The 22,632-nt window shown below is 35.8% G+C and carries 28 protein-coding genes and 1 pseudogene; 8 read left to right on the forward strand and 21 right to left on the reverse strand.

Annotated elements, in window-relative coordinates:
• Positions 1-119 precede the first annotated feature (119 nt).
• From ACO1DI_RS03250 to ACO1DI_RS03285, 8 genes are all read right to left on the reverse strand, one after another.
• On the reverse strand, positions 120-506 hold the full coding sequence (locus ACO1DI_RS03250) for a hypothetical protein (protein WP_423145084.1): 387 nt from the start codon (positions 504-506) through the stop codon (positions 120-122).
• A 380-nt stretch (positions 507-886) separates the two neighbouring features.
• Positions 887-2,305, reverse strand: coding sequence for a sodium/glutamate symporter (locus ACO1DI_RS03255; RefSeq protein WP_217027011.1), 1,419 nt, complete (start codon positions 2,303-2,305; stop codon positions 887-889).
• Positions 2,306-2,326: 21 nt separating this feature from the next.
• Positions 2,327-3,493 carry an alanine dehydrogenase gene (locus ACO1DI_RS03260; RefSeq protein WP_014458820.1) on the reverse strand — a complete coding sequence of 389 codons (1,167 nt, stop codon included), beginning with the start codon at positions 3,491-3,493 and terminating at the stop codon, positions 2,327-2,329.
• Between the two features lie 334 nt (positions 3,494-3,827).
• The gene (locus tag ACO1DI_RS03265) at positions 3,828-4,691 is read right to left on the reverse strand and encodes a DUF4097 family beta strand repeat-containing protein (RefSeq protein WP_226701546.1); all 864 of its coding nucleotides are present in this window, start codon (positions 4,689-4,691) and stop codon (positions 3,828-3,830) included.
• Positions 4,681-5,244 (reverse strand): HAAS signaling domain-containing protein, encoded by a 564-nt coding sequence (locus tag ACO1DI_RS03270; protein ID WP_209367501.1) that lies wholly within the window; start codon positions 5,242-5,244, stop codon positions 4,681-4,683. The genes ACO1DI_RS03265 and ACO1DI_RS03270 overlap by 11 nt, the downstream gene beginning before the upstream one ends.
• Positions 5,231-5,560, reverse strand: a complete 330-nt coding sequence (locus ACO1DI_RS03275; RefSeq protein ID WP_028409849.1) for a PadR family transcriptional regulator — start codon at positions 5,558-5,560, stop codon at positions 5,231-5,233. The genes ACO1DI_RS03270 and ACO1DI_RS03275 overlap by 14 nt, the downstream gene beginning before the upstream one ends.
• Positions 5,561-5,841: 281 nt before the next feature.
• A complete protein-coding gene (locus ACO1DI_RS03280) occupies positions 5,842-5,997 on the reverse strand; it encodes a hypothetical protein (protein ID WP_423145085.1) in 156 nt (51 codons plus the stop codon).
• Between the two features lie 630 nt (positions 5,998-6,627).
• Positions 6,628-7,530, reverse strand: coding sequence for a LysR family transcriptional regulator (locus ACO1DI_RS03285; protein ID WP_423145086.1), 903 nt, complete (start codon positions 7,528-7,530; stop codon positions 6,628-6,630).
• Positions 7,531-7,639: 109 nt separating this feature from the next.
• On the opposite strand from ACO1DI_RS03285, the gene ACO1DI_RS03290 reads away from it, so the two are divergent.
• The 3 genes from ACO1DI_RS03290 to ACO1DI_RS03300 all read left to right on the forward strand — a co-directional run bounded on the left by ACO1DI_RS03290 (position 7,640) and on the right by ACO1DI_RS03300 (position 10,316).
• Positions 7,640-8,224, forward strand: coding sequence for a cyclophilin-like fold protein (locus ACO1DI_RS03290; protein WP_423145087.1), 585 nt, complete (start codon positions 7,640-7,642; stop codon positions 8,222-8,224).
• 81 nt (positions 8,225-8,305) lie between these two features.
• Positions 8,306-9,475, forward strand: a complete 1,170-nt coding sequence (locus ACO1DI_RS03295) for an MFS transporter (RefSeq protein WP_423145088.1) — start codon at positions 8,306-8,308, stop codon at positions 9,473-9,475.
• Positions 9,476-9,608: 133 nt separating this feature from the next.
• Complete coding sequence (locus ACO1DI_RS03300; RefSeq protein ID WP_182421234.1) at positions 9,609-10,316, forward strand: SDR family oxidoreductase; 708 nt, start codon at positions 9,609-9,611, stop codon at positions 10,314-10,316.
• Between the two features lie 113 nt (positions 10,317-10,429).
• Here the strand turns inward: ACO1DI_RS03300 and ACO1DI_RS03305 are convergent, their stop codons facing one another.
• Both ACO1DI_RS03305 and ACO1DI_RS03310 read right to left on the reverse strand, forming a co-directional pair.
• On the reverse strand, positions 10,430-10,840 hold the full coding sequence (locus ACO1DI_RS03305; RefSeq protein WP_042992438.1) for a cupin domain-containing protein: 411 nt from the start codon (positions 10,838-10,840) through the stop codon (positions 10,430-10,432).
• An 81-nt stretch (positions 10,841-10,921) separates the two neighbouring features.
• The gene (locus tag ACO1DI_RS03310; RefSeq protein ID WP_116740279.1) at positions 10,922-11,785 is read right to left on the reverse strand and encodes an aldo/keto reductase; all 864 of its coding nucleotides are present in this window, start codon (positions 11,783-11,785) and stop codon (positions 10,922-10,924) included.
• Positions 11,786-12,001: 216 nt separating this feature from the next.
• Here ACO1DI_RS03310 and ACO1DI_RS03315 point away from each other — a divergent pair, with 216 nt between their 5' ends.
• Positions 12,002-12,550 carry a TetR/AcrR family transcriptional regulator gene (locus ACO1DI_RS03315; protein ID WP_209367505.1) on the forward strand — a complete coding sequence of 183 codons (549 nt, stop codon included), beginning with the start codon at positions 12,002-12,004 and terminating at the stop codon, positions 12,548-12,550.
• Positions 12,551-12,856: 306 nt separating this feature from the next.
• Here ACO1DI_RS03315 and ACO1DI_RS03320 read toward each other — a convergent pair whose 3' ends face one another.
• The 10 genes from ACO1DI_RS03320 to ACO1DI_RS03365 all read right to left on the reverse strand — a co-directional run bounded on the left by ACO1DI_RS03320 (position 12,857) and on the right by ACO1DI_RS03365 (position 19,720).
• Entirely contained in the window at positions 12,857-13,414 is a 558-nt protein-coding gene (locus tag ACO1DI_RS03320; RefSeq protein ID WP_071271887.1) for a sugar O-acetyltransferase, read from the reverse strand.
• Between the two features lie 168 nt (positions 13,415-13,582).
• Positions 13,583-14,941 carry an SLC45 family MFS transporter gene (locus ACO1DI_RS03325; RefSeq protein WP_209367509.1) on the reverse strand — a complete coding sequence of 453 codons (1,359 nt, stop codon included), beginning with the start codon at positions 14,939-14,941 and terminating at the stop codon, positions 13,583-13,585.
• A 1,402-nt stretch (positions 14,942-16,343) separates the two neighbouring features.
• On the reverse strand, positions 16,344-16,760 hold the full coding sequence (locus ACO1DI_RS03330; protein WP_209367518.1) for a helix-turn-helix domain-containing protein: 417 nt from the start codon (positions 16,758-16,760) through the stop codon (positions 16,344-16,346).
• Positions 16,761-16,951: 191 nt separating this feature from the next.
• Entirely contained in the window at positions 16,952-17,104 is a 153-nt protein-coding gene (locus tag ACO1DI_RS03335) for a YjcZ family sporulation protein (RefSeq protein WP_013058439.1), read from the reverse strand.
• Positions 17,105-17,393: 289 nt separating this feature from the next.
• Positions 17,394-17,501, reverse strand: coding sequence for a YjcZ family sporulation protein (locus tag ACO1DI_RS03340; RefSeq protein ID WP_016766356.1), 108 nt, complete (start codon positions 17,499-17,501; stop codon positions 17,394-17,396).
• 201 nt (positions 17,502-17,702) lie between these two features.
• Complete coding sequence (locus tag ACO1DI_RS03345) at positions 17,703-17,864, reverse strand: CotD family spore coat protein (RefSeq protein WP_223260195.1); 162 nt, start codon at positions 17,862-17,864, stop codon at positions 17,703-17,705.
• A 44-nt stretch (positions 17,865-17,908) separates the two neighbouring features.
• Positions 17,909-18,100 carry a hypothetical protein gene (locus ACO1DI_RS03350; RefSeq protein WP_423145089.1) on the reverse strand — a complete coding sequence of 64 codons (192 nt, stop codon included), beginning with the start codon at positions 18,098-18,100 and terminating at the stop codon, positions 17,909-17,911.
• Positions 18,101-18,230: 130 nt separating this feature from the next.
• Positions 18,231-18,974 carry an HAD family hydrolase gene (locus ACO1DI_RS03355; protein ID WP_115654655.1) on the reverse strand — a complete coding sequence of 248 codons (744 nt, stop codon included), beginning with the start codon at positions 18,972-18,974 and terminating at the stop codon, positions 18,231-18,233.
• A 223-nt stretch (positions 18,975-19,197) separates the two neighbouring features.
• The gene (locus ACO1DI_RS03360) at positions 19,198-19,380 is read right to left on the reverse strand and encodes a hypothetical protein (RefSeq protein WP_423145090.1); all 183 of its coding nucleotides are present in this window, start codon (positions 19,378-19,380) and stop codon (positions 19,198-19,200) included.
• Positions 19,381-19,513: 133 nt separating this feature from the next.
• A complete protein-coding gene (locus ACO1DI_RS03365) occupies positions 19,514-19,720 on the reverse strand; it encodes a hypothetical protein (RefSeq protein WP_423145091.1) in 207 nt (68 codons plus the stop codon).
• A gap of 526 nt (positions 19,721-20,246) precedes the next feature.
• Here ACO1DI_RS03365 and ACO1DI_RS03370 point away from each other — a divergent pair.
• Together ACO1DI_RS03370 and ACO1DI_RS03375 are read left to right on the forward strand one after the other, a co-directional pair.
• A complete protein-coding gene (locus ACO1DI_RS03370; protein ID WP_013058452.1) occupies positions 20,247-20,456 on the forward strand; it encodes an alpha/beta-type small acid-soluble spore protein in 210 nt (69 codons plus the stop codon).
• Positions 20,457-20,539: 83 nt separating this feature from the next.
• The gene (locus tag ACO1DI_RS03375; RefSeq protein WP_181170488.1) at positions 20,540-20,698 is read left to right on the forward strand and encodes a hypothetical protein; all 159 of its coding nucleotides are present in this window, start codon (positions 20,540-20,542) and stop codon (positions 20,696-20,698) included.
• Positions 20,699-20,919: 221 nt separating this feature from the next.
• On the opposite strand, the pseudogene ACO1DI_RS03380 reads toward ACO1DI_RS03375, so the two are convergent.
• A pseudogene (locus ACO1DI_RS03380) lies at positions 20,920-21,021 on the reverse strand (esterase); the annotation flags it as partial.
• Positions 21,022-21,286: 265 nt separating this feature from the next.
• Between ACO1DI_RS03380 and ACO1DI_RS03385 the strand changes: the two are divergent.
• Both ACO1DI_RS03385 and ACO1DI_RS03390 read left to right on the forward strand, forming a co-directional pair.
• Positions 21,287-22,075 carry a hypothetical protein gene (locus tag ACO1DI_RS03385; RefSeq protein WP_115654657.1) on the forward strand — a complete coding sequence of 263 codons (789 nt, stop codon included), beginning with the start codon at positions 21,287-21,289 and terminating at the stop codon, positions 22,073-22,075.
• 4 nt (positions 22,076-22,079) lie between these two features.
• The gene (locus tag ACO1DI_RS03390) at positions 22,080-22,550 is read left to right on the forward strand and encodes a hypothetical protein (RefSeq protein WP_421545682.1); all 471 of its coding nucleotides are present in this window, start codon (positions 22,080-22,082) and stop codon (positions 22,548-22,550) included.
• Positions 22,551-22,632: the final 82 nt, after the last annotated feature.

Consider the following 22,632-nt stretch of genomic DNA (forward strand, 5'->3'; position numbering starts at 1 on the left):
TTCCTCCTCTATTTTGGTGCTTTAAGAACAATCGGTAACAAAAGTATAAACAGGCTGAGACACCACTAGCATACTTTTGTCTCAGCCTGTTTTCATAAGAAAAAACATCATCAGGTCCCTTATTCATTTCCCCAGTTCTTGCTTTCTATAATTAAATGATGGGATGTGTTATCTAGGACACGCCATACCACGGTCTTACCTTCTATATCTTTTAACTCAATAGTTCCCTCCAACTTATTGGTATTCACATGGACACGTTTCTCGTCTATTCTTTGTGCACTTTTTAATCTTGTTCCAAATGTTGCAGGACTTTCTTCCGTTAGCTTTACAATTACATCTATCATACGTTTGTCAGAAATATAGTTTTCGCTGTTCTCATAGCTTTTATCAGCAGGTTTAATAGCGTGTTCTAACCCATTTTCGTACTGGCGCCAATCAACAATTAAAAAAATCGCAAATACTAAAGACACTGTTAGTAATAAGCCATACACAACATTTCGTTTCATTTACTTTTGCTCCTTTCAATAGCGATTTATAGGTGAAACGAAGAAAGCTCCTGTTGTAGGAATAGGTTGTATCAGAAAATAGTATCGTACAACTTTGAAAAATATTCCGGTTTTCGAGTAAAAGAAGGTATAATTTAAAGGTTTCTACTTACGGAGACTACAAATATCTAGACAATCGGCTTAATATAGGTCCAGTACCAACAATCCGTTAATTAAGAAAAATAAGAATCATGTTAGAAAACTGACGAATTTATCCTGCTCTATTACAAGCTTCTCATCGCATTGTAAGAGCCCGTAAACATACCGTTTACGGGCTCTTGTTTCTCGTTCATAAGATATAAATATAATTAGTTCAGTATGCATATTTTATTTAATATACGTTATTTTTCAATATGTTCTCCCGATATTCGGATAAAGCTTTCATTTCTATCTAATGGAACAGGAGGGCGTTCTCCTAAAGGAACCTTCCAGTGCCACCATTTGAAGATTCTAGCTATGATGAAACATAGAATAGATATGCCTGCAAAGATCCCAACAAACGTCCAGTGCTGTCCGCTTAGCAGCATAACAGGCCCTGCTGACCAGGCAAATAATTCTAACGGTGTATTAAGCGGTCCAACTACCGCTGTGTCTGTAAGTGTTTTTGATTTATTGTTAGGATCAATAATTCTTAGTAATGTAAGTCCGATAGCGAATACACCTGTTGAATAGCCATACACAAATATAGAACGTTCAAACCAGCTTTCATAGTTCATAGCAGGTCCAATTACGACTAGCATCACCACCACTACTACTATACCTGAAAGCATTAATAAACCAAGCGGAAGTGCATATTCAACAACAATAGGTAATTTAATTGATGCTACACCGAAAAATACAAGAAAATCAGTTGCTGCACTGCCTAAACGATCGACTATCTTACTATCAACGTATTTGTAAACCCCTTTTTCTCCTTTGCCTAGCAATATGTACATAAGCAGTGCTATCAAAAATGCTATTGTAAACGTTGGGAATTCTAGTCCCCAAGCAGTAGCAATATAGTTATTTAATAGGTAGCCCAAACCTGATGGCACAACTAATAATGCTAAATGAAAGGCTAATGGATCCATGGCAATTGGTGAAATCGTGTCATTTCCCATTGCCGTTCTATTTTTAGGCTGAACTAATCCTGTTTTTAAATCCTCCGAAATTTCCGAGAAGTCTTTTACATAATGAGTATAACCTTTTCGCGTTGCCCATTTTATAAAAATAAGTCCACCAAAAATACCTGCTAAAATACCGCCGGTAGCAGCTGTCATTCCTAAGTCAGTTGCATTTTCCCATCCTAAATTTTCAAAGGTTGTACCTACCGCTGCCGCCGTTCCATGACCTCCATAAAATCCGGCTGCTAAAAGTAAACCAAATCCGTTATTAATCTCCGGGGCAAACTTTGAAATCACTAAAATCGAAAAAACAATTGGAATAGACATTTGAAGACCTATACAAAGAATTTTATAAGTGGCATATGCGCCCATTCGATTAATATCCTTTTTCATATTGCCGGGTGAAAAGGAAAATCCGTTTATCCCGACTGCCGCAAATACAAAGATGGTGATGATTCCTGCATAGGAGCTAATATCTTCAGAAAAAGGTAGAACATTTAGAAAGCTAGGTCCTAGTGCTAAACCTAAAAAACCTGCCAATAAGCTTGCCGGAATAAAACTTCTTTGAATAAATTTAAATTTTGCGCGAAGCAGCATGCCTATTAGAATCAAGACGCTGGCACAAGCAAAATCTACTAGTATCGTATATACAGTCATTCATATCCTCCTTTCGTAACGTTACATGCTTAAAAAATTAGTTGATCTTGTTGATGTAGCCGGTGGTGCTGGGTCTAGTTTTTCTTCTTGTATATGTAATACGTCTTCTGGTTTGATCCAAGGTCTATTTTGGATAGCACTTGTTTCTTCATGTGTAAGGTATCCTTTATAAGCGGTTAAGCTTCGTCTTAAAAATCCGTCTTTAATACAGGCTGATTTCACACCTGAATTTAGGATAGATTGGATATGTGGCAATACAGATGCCGCATAAGCTACAGAAGTAGAATTAGCAATAGCTCCAGGAATATTGCTGACACAATAATGAACGACACCATTTTCGATATATGTAGGATTTTCATGAGTTGTTTCACGGAAGGACTCAATTGCACCGTCAGTATCATTGCTAATATCTACAATAACTGATCCTTTTTCCATTAAATTGAGCATATCACGATCTATTAAATAATCTTCGCGTTCCTTTGGCCATTTAACACAGTTAATCACCATATCAATTTCAGGAAGCAATTTTTTAATATTTTGCTTAGTTGATAGCTGCGTATTTACTTTTTCATTATACGTTTTGCCAATATCTCTTAATGTTCCGTAATTGATATCCATTACAGTACACCACGCGCCTAAAGAATGTAGTACCTGCAGCGCCGACCTTCCTACTAGTCCTCCTCCAAGGATAAGTACCTTCATACCAGGGGCTCCGGCTAAGCCACTAACAAATTTTCCTTTCCCGCCGTTAATCGTCAGCATGGCTTGCAGCCCCATTAATGCACCTTGTTTTCCCGCTGCTTCACAGTTAACTGAACCAAATCTATGAGAATCCTCTGCTGTGAACGCAATACATTTGCTATCGAGTATAGCTTGTACCTGCTCTTTGTGTGCAGCTGGATGTATACACGTATAGATAATTTGATTTTCCTTAAGCAGCTTATACTCATTTTCTTCAATTTCTTTAACTTTGGCGATAAAGTCACATCTTTCATACATCTCTTCTGTTGTTTCTACTATTTCCGCCCCTTCTTTTTCATACTGTTCATTCGTAAATCCCGCTAGTACGCCCGCATCTTTTTGAACAAGAACCGTATGACCATCATCTTTAATAGCAGCAACCTCCACAGGTGTCATAATTACTCGATACTCTCCCACTTTATTATCTTTTAATACACCAAATATCATGTTGTTCCCCCTAAAGTAGTTTTTTTAAATGCTTCCCCTCTCATTCCTGCGTGATATCAAAGTTAATTAAACTATTAATAATATTCAGATTAAAATCAATACAGCTTGTTTTTCTAGCACGCAAGTTTTGGAGTAATTGTTCTATTAGAACCTTATTCTGCATTCACTTAACAAATTATAAATTAATTTGAATAAAAATTCAAAAAAATATGACATTAATGCCTTTTTGTGCGTACAGTGACAAGCTTTTAGCTTATTACACTTGCATAGAAAAAAGGTTCCACTCATTAACGTTAAATGAGTGAAACCTTTTTAATTTAGTTATAGCAAATAGTTACTTTACTACTGAAATATTGCCGTTGTGGGTAGCTAGTTTAATAATATTCTTTCCTTTTCCAATAACAGCGTCCCTATCATATTTATTCAGAATATCGACTTTTCCATTGTCGACAGAAACGTTAAATTGAACGTTACTTGGTTCTTTTTCCGTCGTAATCTTAATCTTTCCATTGTTCGTTTTAAAGTCAATATCTCGATCAAGTTCTTCTGTTTCGAGAGCGATACTTCCGTTATGCGTTTCGCCTTTTAAACTACCTTGCACGTTACTCAGCGTTATTTTCCCATTATTTCCTTTTACTCCAACTGTTTTTGCCGTAGCATTTTTTATGCTTGTGAGTCCATTGTGTACGTTTGTATTCAGGCTTTCTGAGTCAACGTCCCCTAATTCCACACGTCCATTGTTTGCACGAACAGAAACATCTGCTGCGCGTAATTTTTTAACAGACACATATCCGTTGTTGCTGGAAATCCCCAATGAATTATACTGTTTTTCAGGCAGATAAACGTTGATAGATAGCGGTTTTAATACACTAACAATGTCAAAATTGACCCAGCTGCGCTGCTGTTCATTATAGGAGATGAAAAGCGTTAAATTTTTAACGTCAGTAGTGAAGTCTCTTTTTATATTAGGAGATGTTTCTCCTTTTAAGGTTACTTTGATATTATCACCTTTGATAGGATACACATGAACACGAGTATTATCCGTATCGATGTTTACTTTAGATACTTGATTACTGTTGATCGTTTTTTCTTTTGAAATAGGTTCAGGATCAATAGCACGATAAGTAAGGAGACTTCCTATGACCCCAATAAGAATGAGAATGCCTGCAAGAACGGAGAGTTTCTTTTTATTCAACACGTTTTAAACCGCCTTTCACCAATGATACATTGTATTTCAGATAACGTACAAAGCCTTTTATAGCTAGCTTCGTTACAACGAACATACCTAGCATAATGAAATATCCAAGTCCGCAAAATGCTAACGACATAAAAAAATTAAAGAGAAAAAATCCGCTTGAATGCACAATAGCTTCACCAAGAACTAGAATAGGAGATAGCAAGAAACATAGACCTATTGCCCAAGCTGACAAAATGAAGCCAGCTAATGTAACGGCGGGCCCAAGCACAATAACTACATTAAAAAAAGCTAAACCAATTACGGCCCAAGTGGCTCTTAAAATATTTTGAGTTGTTGCCTTAGCTGTTGCTTGCTCAACATGATAATCTGCCAGCAATTCTTTGGCTATTTGATTCGGGGAGCCTAGCGACGCTACAATTTCTTCTTCTGTTTTTCCTTCTTCTAAGCCAATGGAAAAATGTTCTTCATAATCTTGTAAGATATCTGCTCGTTCTTTTGAGGATAATGGTTTTAAGGATTCGTTTAATTGCTGTAAAAAATTACTCTTTGACATTGTTCACACCTTCTTTAATTAATTGATTAACACCTCTTGAAAACTCGTTCCACTCATCGACAAGTTCGTATAAATAATCTCTTCCTTTATCTGTAAGCTGATAGTATTTCCTCGAAGGACCTTCTGTAGATTCTTTTAAGTACGTTGTGAAGTATTCTTCTTTCGTTAATCGGCGGAGAAGAGGATATACGGACCCCTCTGATATTTCAATTTGATCAGAGATTTTTTGAACTAATTCATATCCATAGCGGTCTTTCTTATCAAGTAATACAAGGACACAAAGCTCTAAAACTCCTTTTTTAAATTGCACGTTCACTGTTCTTCACCCTTTTCTTTTTAAAGTCCACTACTGTTTATTGTACAGTACTGACTTGCAATGATTTCCTAATAATTACAATATATCATCAGCTATTGTTTATTGCAAGGTACTGTTTAATATTTTTAAAATTTTAACCATTTTTACAGTCGTAAGGTATTTTTTATAAAGCAAGGTTTAACCTTCTTTTTCTAATTAGCTTATAGATGGAATTATTTTTAACGCGGCCAAAAGAAAAAGCAGCCTATAACTATAGACTACTCAGCAGCGATCATGCCAAGCTATTTTTCTTTTGCCTGTTTGATAAATAAAAAGAAAACCATAATTAAGATAAAATAATTTAGCGGGTTTTTAAAGATATTCCCATCTAAAGCTAATTGTAATAAGATCCACAAAGCGAATATAACGAGTATAGCTGGTATTACAAGTTTGTTCATAAATTGCTCATCCTTAGTTTAAGAGTACAATCATGGCTCTCAATATTTTTTATACTGTAAAAATTAAATCCACAAATAGCTTTGAAAGCATACTGATTGAATTTCTGTAAGAATATCACTTTTTAAGATAAAATTTAACAGTTTCCGCCACAATTGATAGAAATGGATCAATTTCATTTGATTTTTTGTAATAAGTTCAAGAATAAAGCAACTGCTATTTCACATTTTTTAACAATAAAAACCAGCCAATTTCATGACTGTTTTAAGTAGATTGCTACAAAAAGCTTAATATATTCAACCATTTATTCAGCCATATAATCTACACTAAATGAATACTCTTGTTTAACCCAGAAATTTAATCTTCCAACTAAAGATGAAGCTTGAGTATAGCAATAAAGATCTATATCTAATTTTACCTTTAATAAAAGGCTAATTCCTAACAAAAAAGACTTCACTAGCTATGAAGTCTTTTTTTGTTAGCGATAATGCAAATTTAATTGTATCTAATTAATCAGCTGCCTTTTTACTACCCTCGGTTTTCAACGTTAACTTTCATTAAAATGTTCTAGTCGGTTATAAATTACCTGGGAGCTGTTTTACTCCATTTATTTGTGCTAGACCGATGTTCTGTCAGTTTAAAGTGTGTGCAAATTCCTCCTGCAGCTCTTTTAAAAAGGCATCAGCTGCGGCCGAAAGAACATGATGCTTTTTCCACACAATATTTAAACCTGATTCAAGCCTTGGCTGCAACGGCCTGAAACAAAGATTGCTATTAGTAGACGTATTGACTATTTTATCAAGTGTTATTGCATATCCAACGCCTTCTTCAACCATAATGGCCGCATTATATGCAAGATTGTATGTAGTGACGATGTTTAATTTATGAAAATCTTCGCCAAACCAATCCGCAAATTCATTTTTTGAAAACGTCTGTTTCATGGCCTGTCGTGAACAAATCAGTGGAACGTTTAATAAATCTGCAGCTTGAATGCTTTCTTTGAGGGCAAGAGGGCTGTCTTTTCTCATCACAACGCCCCAAACATCTTTGGCAGGCATATTAAGATAATTATATTTTGAAATATCGGCTGGCTGAATTAAAATACCGAAATCAAGCAATCCCTTGTCAAGCCGTTCCGTTATATCTTCTTCATTTCCGCTGTAGAGGTGATATCGTATATTTGGATAACGTAACTGTACATCTTTTGCTACTCGTGCAATGTGTTTCATTGCTTCTGTTTCTCCTCCTCCTATATAGACATCACCACCTATTGTTTCTTCCATCGAACTAAATTCCGCCTCTAATTTATCGACCATATTAACAATTTCCTCTGCCCTGTTTCGCAGAAGCATTCCTTCATCTGTCAAAATGATACTGTGACTGCTGCGAATAAATAATTTTTTGTCCAACTCTTGTTCAAGGTCTTTTAATTGTCTAGACAAAGTTGGCTGTGTCACATGCAAAACATTAGCGGCCTTCGTGATGTTTCCTTCTCTTGCAACCGTAAGAAAATACCGCAAAACTCGAATTTCCATATCCCCCTCCTCCTTTCATAAGCTTTAGTATATACACTCCAGAAATGCTTATCAAACATATCATGATATAAGATATAAGTATTTTTTATATTAAAAAGAAGACGTTAGAATGAATAACACAGAAGGTTATATCACAAAAGCAACACCTTTACTTATTCAAAGTGGAAAGGAGCTTAAAATGAGAAAGCTGTTGTGTCTCACTTCTATCTTAGCAATAAGCCTTGCCCTCGCCGCTTGTGGCAACAATAATTCATCTGCAACCGACAGAGATCATAATGCAAATGACAACTTAAACCGGGAACCAGAACAATCAAAAGAAGATAATATTTCAAATGCAAAAATAAAATTAACATTCGACAACAAAGAAGTAGTAGTAAGAATGTACGATAACCCAATAAGTAAGGATTTTCTAGCTCAACTGCCTTTGACAGTAACGTTTGAAGATTATATAGGTAAAGAGAAAATTAGTATTTTACAAAAAAGATTATCTATAGATGATGTACAAGCCGAAGACTTATCCAAAAAAGGAGACTTTGCTTATTACGCTCCTTGGGGAAATGTAGCTATTTTTTACAAAGATTTTGAGGATGCTACAAACGACCTTATCATACTAGGTCAAATTGAATCTGGAAAGGAAAATTTTGAAAATGTTGACGGTACTTTTACAGTTAGAATTGAAAAAGTGACTAAGTGAAAACATTACAATACACCTTTAACCACCCCACTTTACAGCAACTAGAACACAACATTTTTTAGAAAGAGGGATCTTTATTTTATGTCTAAACAAAATAAGTTACTTCTATTTGTCTTAACCCTAGGAGCTTTCGGTATTATCAATACCGAAATGGGGGTTATAGGGATACTGCCCTACATTGCTGACCACTTTCATATCAGTGTATCAAAGGCAGGGTGGCTGGTTAGTCTCTTTGCGCTTACTGTGTCAATATCCGGTCCAACGATGCCATTATTATTTTCAGGAGTCAATCGTAAGAAGGCAATGTTACTTGTACTTGGTATTTTCGTTTTAGGTAACATTATTTCTATCTTTACTTCTAACTTTGCTATTGCCATCATTGCGCGTGTGATTCCAGCTATCTTTCATCCAATTTATTTTTCCGCAGCTTTTACAATGGCAGCGAACTCCGTCAGCAAAGAAGACGCTCCAAAAGCTGTTTCCAAAGTCTTTATTGGCGTATCTGCAGGCATGGTACTTGGTGTACCAATCGCAAGTTTTCTTGCAAGCACAGTTTCGTTTCAACTATCAATGACGTTTTTTGCTGTTATTAACGCGATAGTATTTATTGCTACGTGGGCATTCTTCCCTTCAATGCCTGTTAAAGAAAGACTTTCATACGGAGCACAGCTCAGCGTATTAAAAAAACCCGTTACTTGGCTTTCGATTATTGCTGTCCTTTTAATCAATTCAGCAGTATTTGGGGTATATAGCTATCTTGCTGAGTATCTTAAAAGCGTTACGAACATCTCTGGTAAATTAATTAGTTTCATGTTGGTGCTATACGGTGTGGCAAATATTATCGGAAACATTATCGCAGGGAAATTACTTACGAAAAACGCCATTAAAACTGTAGTCGTTTTTCCTTTCGCATTGGGAGTCGTTTACATCATTTTATTCTTTGCCGGACAGTTTACTTGGCCGATGGCTATCATGACCTTAGTTTGGGGAATATTTGCTGGTATAGGAACGAATATTAATCAATACTGGATTTCATCAGCAGCTCCAGAAGCTCCTGATTTCGCGAATGGATTATTTTTAGCATCCGTTAACTTAGGAACAACGATTGGTACAGCCGTGGGTGGAATGTTTATATCAGGAATGGGTATACAATACGTTGTACTAGTGGGGATCTTGTCATTAGTATTGAGCGTACTATTTATTTTACCAAGAAGTTACATGAAACGTCCTGTAAGTCAACTTTCAAAATAAGACATCAACGCAACTTTCTTTCGGGATCCCTAGTAGGATCCCTTTGTTTTCTTTTATTACACATCTATGAAAAGCAGAAATCTGTTCTAATCAATGCTTACAGCATTAATATATAAAAAATGGAGGAATTAAAATGGAAAACCACACTAAAGTGGCACTTGTCACCGGCGGAAATCGCGGTATTGGATATGAACTAGTGAGACAATTGGCGGTGGAAGGTTTTAAGGTCATTTTGACGAGCCGTAATTCAAAAAACGGACATAAAGCCGTGCAAAAACTTAAAGACTCTCATCTTGATGTTTCATTTTTGACAATGGATATAAACAATCAAACAAGTATCGGTCAAGCTGCGGCTACAGTAAGTGAACAATATGGAAGATTGGATGTGCTAATTAATAACGCGGGCATATATTTAGATGAAAATCAAAAGTTAGTAGATATGGAGCCTTCTGTTCTAGAGAAAACGCTAGAAACGAATTTCTTCGGTGCCTACCATGTAATCCGTTCCTTTATCCCCCTTATGGAACAGCAAGCCTACGGAAGAATTATTAATGTTTCCTCCGAATATGGAGCCATGAGTGAAATGTCTTCTCCAGGAGTAGGCGCTTATAAGTTATCTAAGCTTATTCTAAATGGCTTAACGCAATTAATAGCTGCAGAAAGCACCAATGATATCAAAATTAACGCGGTCGATCCGGGATGGGTAAGCTCGGATATGGGTGGACCATCGGCTCCAAGAACGCCACAGCAAGCTGCTAGTTCTATCCTTTGGTTGGCAACGATTGGACCTGAAGGACCTTCCGGAGGCTTTTTTAAAGATGGAAAACAAATCAATTGGTGAACTTTTATAGCGTTAAGGCTATTCCCTATGACATCTTGAATTTATAATAAAAGCCCTACTGATTATTAGGAATAATCAGTAGGGCTTTTGCTTCTAGGATATATACAATCTAATTATTTTATGTTGTTATATTCCTCATCCGTTACTGGCTCTAACCATTCCGGCGTACCCGCAGTGATGGCAATGTGTTCAAACCAGCTGTCTTTTGCAGCACCATGCCAATGTTTTACACCATCATGCGTAACAATAACATCTCCAGCTTTTAAGAATTGTGCAGGTTTTCCTTCTTCTTGGTACCAACCTTCGCCCCCTGTTACTAATAGAAGCTGAAATCCATCACGATGAATATGCCAGTTATTGCGGCATCCAGGTTCAAAGGTTACATTTCCAACTCCAACGTTCACTTTAGGATCTGCGATTAAGGTTTGGAGATAACTTTGTCCAACAAAAAATTGTGCATACGCTTCATTCTTTTCACCTACTGGGAAAATAACGCCATTTTTTACTTCTTCATGTTTTGCCATTTTGATTCCTCCAATCATATCATTCATAGTTGTATCTCTTGGCTCATTCATTGCTATAAAAATTCCTCATTCGTTAGCCGTTCATTTTAATTTCCCGCCAAATACCGGAAAGTAGCTGTGCTCACCATAATCCTGAATAGGTTCGACATTTTTCAAAATTTCCATATCTGCATCGCTGATCACAAAATCAAGCTCTGCGTTGTCTTTCATATGATTTGGATTTGCAGTTTTAGGAATGACTGCAAGACCAAGCTGAATATCATAGCGCAAGCAAAGCTGAGCAACAGACACTCCGTATTTATCAGCTATTACCTTCACTTCTTCATTACCAAGAACTGCACCGTGTGCAATTGGTGAATATGCTTCTACTAAGATGCCATTCTTCTGACAGAACTCAATTAATTCTAAAGGCGTATTGCTCACATGTGCCAATATTTGATTGACCATAGGCTTGATTTCACAGCTTGAAAGAATATTCTCTATATCATCCTGAAGGAAGTTAGAAAGACCGATTGCCTTTACCTTCCCTGCTTTATAAGCATCCTCCATTGCTTTCCATGCCTCTTTGTTTTCTTCAAAGTAGCGATTCTCTTCTCTAAACTCCGTCCAAGGCTGGGGACTGTGGATAATTAGAAGATCAATGTAATCTAGCCCCATCTTTGTTAAAGACTCATCAATGGACTCCGTAACTTCCTTATAAGTCTTTGCTTCTGCAGCAACCTTTGTTGTAATAAAAAGTTCTTCTCTTGCAACACCGCATGAACGGATTCCTTCGCCTATACCAGCTTCATTCATATAAGCTTGTGCCGTATCAATATGACGATACCCGCTAGATACCGCATCACGAACTGCCTGCGCTGCCTGTTCATCATCAAGCAGCCAAGTACCCAGGCCTAATAGCGGAATTTCTACACCGTTTGATAATTTATACGTTTCATTAAACATGTTTTTTATCTCCTTTGAATTGTTTATTTTTTTATACTTTAAAAGTATCTATCTGCTTGTTAAAAATAAATCAATATTGATTGATTAATCAACATCTGTCTATAATTATAAAAGCAAATAAGATCCTTTCAATCGTTAATTGAAGGCGATTCGTTGATTACTCAACAAATGAAGAGGTATTGTTGAATATCTTTTAAAAAAAGTGAGGTTTTTAAAATGGCGAAAGTGGATAGAAGAATACTCAAAAGCCAAGAGGCTATAAAAAACGCAGTAACTGAATTAATGACCCAAAAACGTTTTGATGACATTACTATTCAAGATATTGCTGACAAAGCAAACGTTAACCGTGGAACTATTTATCTTCACTATATGGATAAATATGATTTATTAGATAAGATGATTGAAGAGCATATGAACAATCTCCAAGAACTATGCCATTCGGCTGCTGATATGACGTTTCAAGAAGGAAATTATGTTTGGTTTGAATATTTTGAGACCCATCACCTCTTCTTTTCAACCATGTTAGAAAGTAAAGGCGCTCATTATTTCCGCAGCCGTTTTCTCGATTTAGTCATCCAAGAGTATGGTCCTGAAGTTGATACAACTGAAGGAGAAAACAAAGGGTTGCGTAAAGAGGTTGTTATTCAATTCTTTGCCTCAGCCGTTGTAGGGACCGTAGAATGGTGGTTTAAAAACGGGATGCACGTTCCAACCGATGTAATAGCCGAGCAAACTGGCATATTGTTAGATCGGAATTTAGAATAATTTAATCCGTTTTACACGTACACATAAATGAAAATTCCCGCGCAGTGTAAAAATGGTAGAAAACATCCTTATTATAAGATCTTTTTAGAAAGCTGAGTTAGAGATGCTATGACTTGCAGTCAAATAAAGTGATAATCTCAACATAAAAGAACAGCACTAAACCTGCTGAGTATCCATAGGTTTAGTGCTGCTCGAACATTTTGTTTTTTTAAAAACAGATATTGATTTTTACAGAAAGATTCATTTCTATCGGGAATAACTCTTTATTTTTTAGTTAATTTATAAACAATGTTTAGCTAGTAAAAATTAATCCAACTTTTTTATAATTTTTGCGGGGTTCCCTCCCACTACTACATTATCTGGAACATCTTTTATCACAACAGATCCGGAAGCGATTACAGCATTATGTCCAATTGTAACGCCTGGATTGATGACAGCCCGTCCTCCAATCCATACATTGTCTCCAATTGTGACAGGCTTGGTATATTCAACTTCTGTAATTCGCTGTTCTGCATCCACAGGATGAGTATTCGTATAAATATGTACGCCTGGAGCCATCATACAGTTCTTCCCTATCGTAATTCGTCCTCCATCTAAAAGTGTGCAGTCAAAGTTCGCATAAAAATTTTCGCCTACATGAATGTTGTATCCATAGTCACATCGAAAGTTGGATTCAAGGTAGATACGTTCTCCAGTTGAACCGAATAGTTTTTTTAGTAACTCTGTACGCTTTTCATAATCCGTCTCATCTGTACCGTTAAAGGAACGAACGAGCCTTCTTGCATCTTCCCGGTCCTTTACTAATTCTTGGTCTGCTGGAAAATACAGCTCGCCATCCACCATTTTTTCTTTTTCAGTTTTCATTTATCTGCTCTCCATTCTTGTTCTTACATTTTTCACTAGATTGAATTCGTTTACATTTTATCATGATAATAGACTTAAAAATAAGATTTTTATAGGTTTGAGTCAACAGTTTGAAGACAAGAAACGTAAGAAATCACGTTACTCTTTTACCACGCGCACAGCTGCTGATTACTTTGAGTATGTTTCCTTAATAATTGAAACAGACACAGCTCCCGTAACAAGTAAAATACCTGAAATTAAAATCATCCCTGTCATAGACGATCCGATTGCTGGGAACAAAGCAAAACTCAAGCAAGAAGCTATAATTTGCGGTAAACAAATACTGCCATTAAATAATCCTAGATATGTTCCCATATTCTTTCCTGACAAGGCATTGGTAAGCATAGTAAACGGAAACGTCATCATAGCAGCCCAAGCGATGCCAATTAAAATAAATGAAGCAATCAGCGTCCATTGATTGTGAATAAAAAAGACAGATCCAAAACCAATACCACCTAACAGTAAACTAAAGGCATATGCTGGCTTACGTTTGTTGTTGGCTACGCGGGACAAAACCAGTGACCAAATGACTGCCGCAATCGATTGTACAGCTGATAAAATGCCAAACCAGTTGCCCGCTGCTTGATAACCTGAGCTAGACGGCTGGGTCGTATACCAAACGTTTTCAGCGACTGCGCCTGTACCGTATGTCCATAAATATTGAAAGCCCATCCAGCAGAAAAATTGAACAAGTGTGACCGTCCAAAAAACCTTTGGAGCGTTGCGAAGCAGTTTAAAAACGTTTACATTTTCTTTTGTAGCTTCATCCGTAATACCATGGTATGCTGCAAATTCTGCAGGCGAATATTCTTTCACTTTAAGTATTGTAAATAAACTACAAATAATTAATACAATGGCTCCAACATAAAATGAAATAACAACTGATTGCGGTACTACTCCTTTTGGTGCACTATTTGACACACCTAATACCGTTAACACAAAAGGGAAAATACAAGCTAGCACAGCACCGCTGTTTGATAGAAAACTTTGAATAGAATAAGCAAAACCTTTTTGTTCTTCATTGACCATGTCTCCAACCATCATCTTAAACGGCTGCATGGCTACATTTGATGATACGTCCATAAATAAAATAGTAATAGCTCCAAAAGTCATGGCAGCCACTGCACTAAAACCAAAACTGCCGGCGTTTGGCAGCAAGCACATAACAATTACGGCTACAATTGCTCCAATTAGCAGATAAGGTATACGACGGCCAAGCCTTGGCATCCAGGTACGATCCGAAAAATAACCAACTAAGGGCTGAACCACTAAACCGGCCAACGGCGGTAAAATAAAGAAAAAGCCTAATGTAGTTGGATCAGCACCGATTGTTTGGAATATGCGTCCCATATTTGAACTCTGCAATGAGAATGCCATTTGTACACCCAAAAACCCAAAACTAATTAGCCATATTGTACTGATGGGTAGATAAGGTAAGTTTGGCTGAAAGCTTTTTTCACTGGTTTCAACGATTTTTTCTCCTAACATAACTGCCTCCTATGATCTAATTAACAGCCGCAAAAGATAAATGGTCTGATTTTAAAATATTACAACATGTGTTTGTTGTTAACGTTTTCAAAATAACGATAAATACTATAAATGCTAATGTCTTTGGCTGACTGTTTTCTATTTTGCTAGATTACTTCAGGAATACGGCACAACTGATAGTCCGGGTCTAAAAATGCTGTTTGAGTATTTAAAAACTTTCACTATCTGTTCATCCGTAATCTGCTGACTATCGCTTATACATTCTTAAAAGTTTCACAAAATCTAATTATTAAAAACATTAGAATACTTTTCTTTGAACATTATATAATAAACTAATAATTCAATGCAATCGTTTGCACAAATTTATTTTTAGATATTTAAAGACCATTAAATCTTGTGACACTATGCGTACATGCTCATTATTATCGTTTTAATGTCTCTAAGTGAAAGAAGGCTATATTCTTAAAATCTTATAAAAAACCCAAAGAATATATGTATTCCTTGGGTTTGAGTGTACTTAATTCACTTAATCTCCTTTCTCAGCAATCTATAATAGAACAAAGATTATCTGCGGTATGACTTTAGCTGAAAGTTTTTGTAACGATAAGGATCATAAAGAAGATAACAGCGAAGAAAAATCCTTGAATGACAGGGCTAGTAGTTTTTTATCTAAGGATTTTCGGGTAAATAGCTTGAAGAACAAAGGAAACAGAACGCCTCCAATAATTGCTGTAATTAGTGCTTTACCTAACATCCAATACTCCTTTCTAAAAACTGTTAATATCCGTATATATCTGGTTCAGTAGAGAAAACAACATCGCCCCATTTCCCAGGCAAGAATGTTGGTAACCAATAGGAATGTTTAAGAATTGATCCCTTTAGCTATAACACTATTTTCTTATGTAAAAGGTTTTACAATTAAAAGCATAATAAACATGATAATCGCAAACAAAGCTCCCTGAAGGACAAAGTTTATTGGCCTATGAGTAGCTTCATTTGCTTTTAGAAAATACTTTGACCATCTTGTATGCATCATTACTTTTGCACATAAGCTAAATAAAACACCCGCAATGATTGAAGCAACTACTGTTTTTAAGATATAAATTAACTCCTTTCTAAAACAATTGAAGGATACCCATAACTTAACATAAAAACCTAAATCATACAAAAAATCATAGAGTTGAAAACGTATGGTAATTGCCCGTAAACCATTCGTTTACAGACGAAACTGTGAATTAGACTACGAAATTTTGTGGAAAACCGTTCATTTTCTTACTACTAACATCTTTATCTATATTACTCATATTTAATAAACCCTCTAAAAGAAAATAATAACCAATGTTAATGTTTTTATGACTACAAGTAAAAAAACAGGCTTTAAGATTTCTTAAAGCCTGTCCACTTACCTTCCTTCCTTAAAATCCCTTTTTATACTCCAAAACGTTTTCATTAAATCCTCATAAAAAAACATCGTTAGAAAACCTAGTATGGTAACCCCGGCTGAAAATTTACCTAAATCTAAAAATAATCCTACGAATACAAGAATGATTCCAACCACAAAACCAGGATCTGAAAAATCCTCACTTTTTTTTCGATCAATTGCTATTTTGCTTTGAAATGATTGATCCCCTTTAATCAATTCATCCAACGTCACATTATAAAGCTCACTTAACTTAATAAGGTTCTCAATATCAGGATACCCTTTATTATTTTCCCACTTATAGACGGCTTGTCTAGATACATTCATTTCCCCAGCTAATTCTTCCCTGGACATCTTTTTCTCTTCTCTTAACTTCTGCAGCTGTTCCCCTAAATTCACTCTCATCACCTCTAAGGCTTAGCTTACAATAAATATGTAAAAAATTCCATAAACGCTTAGTAACAAGCTGTAAACCATTGGTTAACACAGCAGACATAAGGCATAATCACTAGAAATGTACAAATTTAACAAATAAAAAAAGCTAGCATAAAGCTAACTTTTTTAAGTTAGAGATAAAGGCAGGCTAATAATTAGCAGCCGCCAAATCCTCCCCAACAAGCACAGCCGATAATGATTAATAAGATAAACAGCACGATAATTAAAGCAAAACCACTGCCGCCGCCGTAACCGCAGCCGCCGCCATAACCATAGCCACAACCTCCGCCATAACCGCCAAAGAACATAAACTTCACCTCCTTCTCGTTCATACATTTAGCATATGATGAAAAACGAAATTTGCTCCACGAAGTGGATAGACTACGTTTTATATCACTATAAATAAAAAAATAATAACCTTTTAGTTTATTTTACATACAATGAAGCATCCTCAGATCCCACCCATATATGAGTTTTACTCTCTCTGCAATAGATTGTTTGAATTCCGCCCAATCAGTTCTATTGCGTATAAGAGCCCCCCCACAACCTAGAATAAAAAAGTCTTTCTCACATTAGAGAAAGACTTTTTTATTGTTATTAATAGCCAAATCCGCGGCCATAACAGCTGCATCCAATAATGACAAGAAGAATAAACAGGACAACTAATAAAGCAAAACCAGAACCAGCTCCACCATAACTAGACATACAAACACCTCTTTTCGTGGTATTTAACTAAAGGAAAAAACTCTAAATATACATGGGTTAAGGTATTATATGTAGACATAGCTCATATCGATTGGATTTTGGTCAAAAATAGGCTACTTTGTTTAACGATAGCTAAATAACATCCTAAATTTCACATAGTAAAAACCCTTCATTGTTAAAATGAAGGAGCTTTTTTGGCTATCAGCACCAAGGACGAGGTCTAGGAGGACAGCTTGGAGCACAAAAATGTTGGTGCGTTTCCTGGCATACAACGGATTCTGTATGCGGGAATGAGTGCATATATTTATAATTTTTTTGATAAACATTTGTGGTATGACTCGGATGCACCACTGGTACAAACACATTTTGACCAGTATGAGACTAAGAAATAAAAGGTTTTTTAATGCCTATTTTTCCTCAAGATTAACATCCATCGCTGCGTTATCAATATTATTTAAAATGGTTTTGTTTTTATCGTCTAATTCATTACGTAAAAGTGAATTACGCGTCGCTTCGTATAAATCATAGCTTCTTTCATCAACTGGAGAATTATGATCTTCACATATCATCTTTTCTGATTCTTTAGATTGACCTGCCATATCAGTCACCTCCTCTGTATAGTATGTGAGTTGATTAGAAAAAACATAAGAACTTTATCTGGCTACTGTTGAGTAAGGTTTAATCAACGGTTAGCTGTTTCTGTATATTGTGTTTACATATGACCTCATGTTAGGTGGATAAAACAGTTTCTTGAGCGTGCTTTTGGATGATTTCTGGAACTTCCAGCAGTGAATGAACGGTTATCAATTTACCTTTTGGCGCAATATCAATTTTAACTTGGTTATAGCTCCACTCCAGTTCAGAAGGCACGTGAATCGCATGTATTCCAACTTCTACTGCCGGTCTTATATCGGTTTTTAATGAATTGCCAATCATCCAAGTCTTTTTTGGATCGTACTTAATTTGGTTTAGTATCTCTTTTAATGCAGGTGTATCTTTTTGTTCAGAAATGAACACCCTTTTTTCAAAGTATTTAGCTAGCTCTAGCTGAACAATTTTTCTACCTTGGTTTTCCTCGTCTCCACCTGTGTGTAAGTAGAGATTATGTCCTTGTTCTTTAAGTTTATCTAATACTTCATACATATTTGGCAAAGGCTCTATCGGTACTTCAAATACACTTTGACCAATTTTTTTGACTCTTTCGACTCTATCTTCATGGATATCTTGATGATTTTGTTCACTAAAAAATAAATAAGTAGCTACTAATGATTCTGGAAATCGGGAAGAGTGAAGGCCATACTTTTCGATACTTTTTAAATCTATCTCTAACTGCTTTTGTTTTATTTCTTCCTTAGTCAGATTCTCAAACCATTCCTGCAATTGAGCCACAAAGGCATTTATGGTGTCTCTAAAATATTTATTACAGTGAACAAGCGTATCGTCTAAATTAAAAAGTAAGGTTTGCTTCTGCATTTCGTTAAATCCTTTCTACAATGGATGTACAGACAGTATATATAAAAAAACACTAACCACTTTTATTACCTATCCACACCTAAAACCAAGATGAAATCTCCAATACGTTAGGAATAAGCAGTTGATTTACTATACTGAAATGAGAATATTTAGTGGAAAGATCCTTCTAGCATAGAAAATAGAAGGATCTTTTTATAAGATAAAACGCTGCAGGATATTCCTGCTAATAAATATAACGTTCAAAATGTTCTCTATTCAAATTTGTTTTGAACGTAGAGTTACTCAGTCCTGAACGAGTTATTAGCGGTTGGCTGCCTTCGCCTTCTTTAGGTATATTCATTTCAAGACCTTGTATAGTGAAAGGATCATACATATACGTTGTTCGTTCAGTTTCTGTATGCGACATTAACTTCACCTCTATTAATAGTCCTCGTTTTTTCAAACCATTTTAACTCGTTTACAGCAGGTTCTCTAATGAAAATATCTACGTTTCGTAGGTCTTTTCGCTAAAAAAGATCCGCCGTTTTCTACTTTTTTTATTAAGTTGTAATTTCTTGTGGCTCTTCACCTTCAAGGTCAGTAAAGAAATTTTCTAAGGTTTCCCTCGGATCGAGAGCACGCCCATCTTCTTCGACAATACGGTTAAGCGTAGGATCATTATTGCTATCTTTATTTTTATAGTTGTTATAATCCACTCTTTCTGCAATTCCTGAATCATCAACGCCTTTAAAGTCTTTCTTTGGCATAAAAACACCTCCTAGCCTTATTGTTTGAAAATTTGAAGATAAAATAAGTGGAAGGTTAAGTTATATTTTTATTTCCCGAGAATTAAATAGATACTTGTTGCTAAAAGACATGTACAACATGCTTAATTGTCTTACGAAATGGGGAAACTAAAACGTCAAAACTGAATTTACAGAGGAAGAATAACTAAACACAATTCTTAAAATAGCTATAAAAAGCAATCATTTTTATTAATCCAAAGACTAACTCTTTAAAGAGTTAGTACTTTGTCATTCAAATAGTATACTCATGAACATGAAAAAAAGAATGACAAATGAACTGTCATTCTTTCTCCTACACATGGCAAGAGTATAGTTTTCTTCACAAGGAAATGAAACATGTAATTCCACTTTTCACAGCGTAACTTGTTTCTACTCTTTAGTATCATTAAATGATAAAGAAATGATAAAGGTCTAAACATCCACAAATTACCATGTATATACTTCTTGGCCTCTAGGAAACTTAAGGAAAACAAGGAGGTGACACAACATGGCAAACAACAAAAGCAGCAACAACAACGAATTATTAGTATACGGTGCTGAACAAGCAATCGATCAAATGAAATATGAAATCGCTAGCGAATTTGGTGTAAACCTTGGTGCTGATACAACTGCACGTGCAAACGGATCAGTAGGCGGCGAAATCACAAAGCGTCTTGTACAATTAGCTGAGCAACAACTTGGCGGGGGACGTTTCTAAGACAACTTTATAATTGATGGCTGAAGGAAGAATGGATCTCCATTCTTCCTTTTTGTACGAATAAAAAAAGAAGGAGAGATTATATGCAGCAAAATCAATCGGCTAACGAAAATGCTGGTTTTACTGAAAGATCAGCAGCTTCTGCAACAAATGCACAACAAGTAAAACAAGAAATCCAAAGAGACGTAAATGAAGGACAAGGTGCAATGACTTCTCGGGAAGCAGGCGCAATGCGCGATTAAAAAAACGCTTTAAGCAGTTTTTAATCACAGACTCTTTGTATAAGAACCTATAAAAGTACCTCAATTAACCGAGGTACTTTTAGCAGTCTACTCTATTTCGACGGGAGAGATACTGTAACTTCGGGTGTGTTTCATCAGGTCCATACTGGTGAAACACAAAAGCAAACGGCCTAATCCCCAATATATAAAAGGCGAGCCTGCCTTGTCCACCTGAAAAATAATTAGTTTGTATTTTGTCCGTCGCCATTCAGCCCTTCTTTTATGTACCCGTTAACCTGACTATTTGAAAGCAACCCAATATGTCCAATGCCATAAAGTTGAATATATTTCTATATCTTTAACAAACGAATCAAGACGCCATGAAGCATCTAACCACCTCTTTATTAACATAATACCAATTGTTAGAAACAGCATGTAAAAAAGCTCTCTATCGAAAAATAAAGAGCTTTTTCTTATCAACGAATTTTCTATTTTGACAAAGATTAAGTGTATATCAATGGATTGCATAAAATAAGTAAACAAGACCATATTAAATATGAATGATAGGTATAAAAAGTATATTTCCTTCCAAACCATAGGAGATCGTATATGAATAATTATAAAAATGACAATACTGCAAGACGCTATATTGCTCATGTTAGTATATTTGGAACGACTCAAATTCATTTAAGAAACCCCTATATTGTTGCTTGGTGGTCAGCAGCTTTTCCTGGGTTTGGACACTTGCTACTGTCTAAATACCTTCGCGGATTTGTGTTATTTATATGGGAGGTCGTCATAAACCTTAAATCTCATGTAAATTTAGCAATGATTTATTCTTTTCAAGGAAACATTGATATGGCCAAAGAGGTGCTTAATACAAGATGGCTTCTTATTTATATTCCCGTTTATATTTTTGCTATATGGGATAGTTACCGAACAACCGTTGATTTAAATAAAATATACGTGTTAGCTGAAAGAGAAAATCATCGGTTCAACTCCTTTAGTATAGGAGCCATGGAAATAAACTATTTAGATAAACGGAATCCCATCTTGTCCGTTGCCTGGTCCTTTTTGATGCCAGGTCTAGGACAACTTTATATTCATCGGATCATTGGTGCTTTCTTTGTTATCATTTGGGCAGTCATTTTCTTTTATTATTCCCATCTACTTGAAGGGATTTCTCTGCTATTTTTAGGAGAAATAAAACAGGCTACTTCCGCTTTAAATAAAGAATGGCTGTTATTTTTCCCTTCCCTATATGGTTTTGCTACTTTTGATTCCTACATGAATACTGTTGAGAACAATAAACTTGTGGAAAGAGAGCAAAAAAACTTCTTCGAGAAAACGTATCAACATCCAAGCTTTTGTATTGTGAAAGGAAAAAAGGTGGAGTGAAAACATGCAGGTCTTTTCTACATTTGAATACTCCAGTTACATAGAGTTAGCTGTTTCGGAGCTAGAGAGAAAAGGGATAAAGAAAGGGGATATATTTATTGTTCCTCTTAATAATCGAACAGAAAATCGTCGAATTTTTGATAGCCTTCATCGAGCAGATGGAGTTTCTCTTATTGATTTAGGAATGGCTTTAGCCACAGCCTTTTCCGTCATTGGTGCAAGCATTGGCTTTAAACTAAGCTGGGGCCCTATTTATTGGGGAATTATTAGTGCTTTTATCGGATTTAGCTTAGGATTGGGAATTAAACTATTTATATTTAAAGTAATCAGGAAAAATCAACGACTTCTGCGTGGCAAACATTCAGAAGTCATACTCATTGTGGATTGTCGTACGGTGGATGCCGAAATGGTTGAACAAACTTTGTGGAAAAACCTTGCCTTAGGTGTTTCAAAAGTTAGATCTGATGGCTTATAAAAATAAGTCATCACCGTACAATATAATAGCGAGATGCAGGATGAATGAATTACTATTCAGGATTAGAGATAACTTCCTTAAC

The organism is Priestia sp. 40, assembly GCF_049368575.1.
GTDB classification, from domain to species: Bacteria; Bacillota; Bacilli; order Bacillales; family Bacillaceae_H; genus Priestia; species Priestia zanthoxyli.

Excerpts from the sequence above, each read along its gene's own strand:
- ACO1DI_RS03250 (WP_423145084.1), bottom strand. The coding sequence starts at position 506 with ATGAAACGAAATGTTGTGTATGGCTTATTACTAACAGTGTCTTTAGTA.
- ACO1DI_RS03255 (WP_217027011.1), bottom strand. The coding sequence starts at position 2,305 with ATGACTGTATATACGATACTAGTAGATTTTGCTTGTGCCAGCGTCTTG.
- ACO1DI_RS03260 (WP_014458820.1), bottom strand. The coding sequence starts at position 3,493 with ATGATATTTGGTGTATTAAAAGATAATAAAGTGGGAGAGTATCGAGTA.
- ACO1DI_RS03270 (WP_209367501.1), bottom strand. The coding sequence starts at position 5,244 with ATGTCAAAGAGTAATTTTTTACAGCAATTAAACGAATCCTTAAAACCA.
- ACO1DI_RS03280 (WP_423145085.1), bottom strand. The coding sequence starts at position 5,997 with ATGAACAAACTTGTAATACCAGCTATACTCGTTATATTCGCTTTGTGG.
- ACO1DI_RS03285 (WP_423145086.1), bottom strand. The coding sequence starts at position 7,530 with ATGGAAATTCGAGTTTTGCGGTATTTTCTTACGGTTGCAAGAGAAGGA.
- ACO1DI_RS03290 (WP_423145087.1), top strand. The coding sequence starts at position 7,640 with ATGAATAACACAGAAGGTTATATCACAAAAGCAACACCTTTACTTATT.
- ACO1DI_RS03295 (WP_423145088.1), top strand. The coding sequence starts at position 8,306 with ATGTCTAAACAAAATAAGTTACTTCTATTTGTCTTAACCCTAGGAGCT.
- ACO1DI_RS03300 (WP_182421234.1), top strand. The coding sequence starts at position 9,609 with ATGGAAAACCACACTAAAGTGGCACTTGTCACCGGCGGAAATCGCGGT.
- ACO1DI_RS03305 (WP_042992438.1), bottom strand. The coding sequence starts at position 10,840 with ATGGCAAAACATGAAGAAGTAAAAAATGGCGTTATTTTCCCAGTAGGT.
- ACO1DI_RS03310 (WP_116740279.1), bottom strand. The coding sequence starts at position 11,785 with ATGTTTAATGAAACGTATAAATTATCAAACGGTGTAGAAATTCCGCTA.
- ACO1DI_RS03315 (WP_209367505.1), top strand. The coding sequence starts at position 12,002 with ATGGCGAAAGTGGATAGAAGAATACTCAAAAGCCAAGAGGCTATAAAA.
- ACO1DI_RS03320 (WP_071271887.1), bottom strand. The coding sequence starts at position 13,414 with ATGAAAACTGAAAAAGAAAAAATGGTGGATGGCGAGCTGTATTTTCCA.
- ACO1DI_RS03325 (WP_209367509.1), bottom strand. The coding sequence starts at position 14,941 with ATGTTAGGAGAAAAAATCGTTGAAACCAGTGAAAAAAGCTTTCAGCCA.
- ACO1DI_RS03335 (WP_013058439.1), bottom strand. The coding sequence starts at position 17,104 with ATGTTCTTTGGCGGTTATGGCGGAGGTTGTGGCTATGGTTATGGCGGC.
- ACO1DI_RS03340 (WP_016766356.1), bottom strand. The coding sequence starts at position 17,501 with ATGTCTAGTTATGGTGGAGCTGGTTCTGGTTTTGCTTTATTAGTTGTC.
- ACO1DI_RS03350 (WP_423145089.1), bottom strand. The coding sequence starts at position 18,100 with ATGGCAGGTCAATCTAAAGAATCAGAAAAGATGATATGTGAAGATCAT.
- ACO1DI_RS03355 (WP_115654655.1), bottom strand. The coding sequence starts at position 18,974 with ATGCAGAAGCAAACCTTACTTTTTAATTTAGACGATACGCTTGTTCAC.
- ACO1DI_RS03360 (WP_423145090.1), bottom strand. The coding sequence starts at position 19,380 with ATGTCGCATACAGAAACTGAACGAACAACGTATATGTATGATCCTTTC.
- ACO1DI_RS03365 (WP_423145091.1), bottom strand. The coding sequence starts at position 19,720 with ATGCCAAAGAAAGACTTTAAAGGCGTTGATGATTCAGGAATTGCAGAA.
- ACO1DI_RS03370 (WP_013058452.1), top strand. The coding sequence starts at position 20,247 with ATGGCAAACAACAAAAGCAGCAACAACAACGAATTATTAGTATACGGT.
- ACO1DI_RS03375 (WP_181170488.1), top strand. The coding sequence starts at position 20,540 with ATGCAGCAAAATCAATCGGCTAACGAAAATGCTGGTTTTACTGAAAGA.
- ACO1DI_RS03385 (WP_115654657.1), top strand. The coding sequence starts at position 21,287 with ATGAATAATTATAAAAATGACAATACTGCAAGACGCTATATTGCTCAT.
- ACO1DI_RS03390 (WP_421545682.1), top strand. The coding sequence starts at position 22,080 with ATGCAGGTCTTTTCTACATTTGAATACTCCAGTTACATAGAGTTAGCT.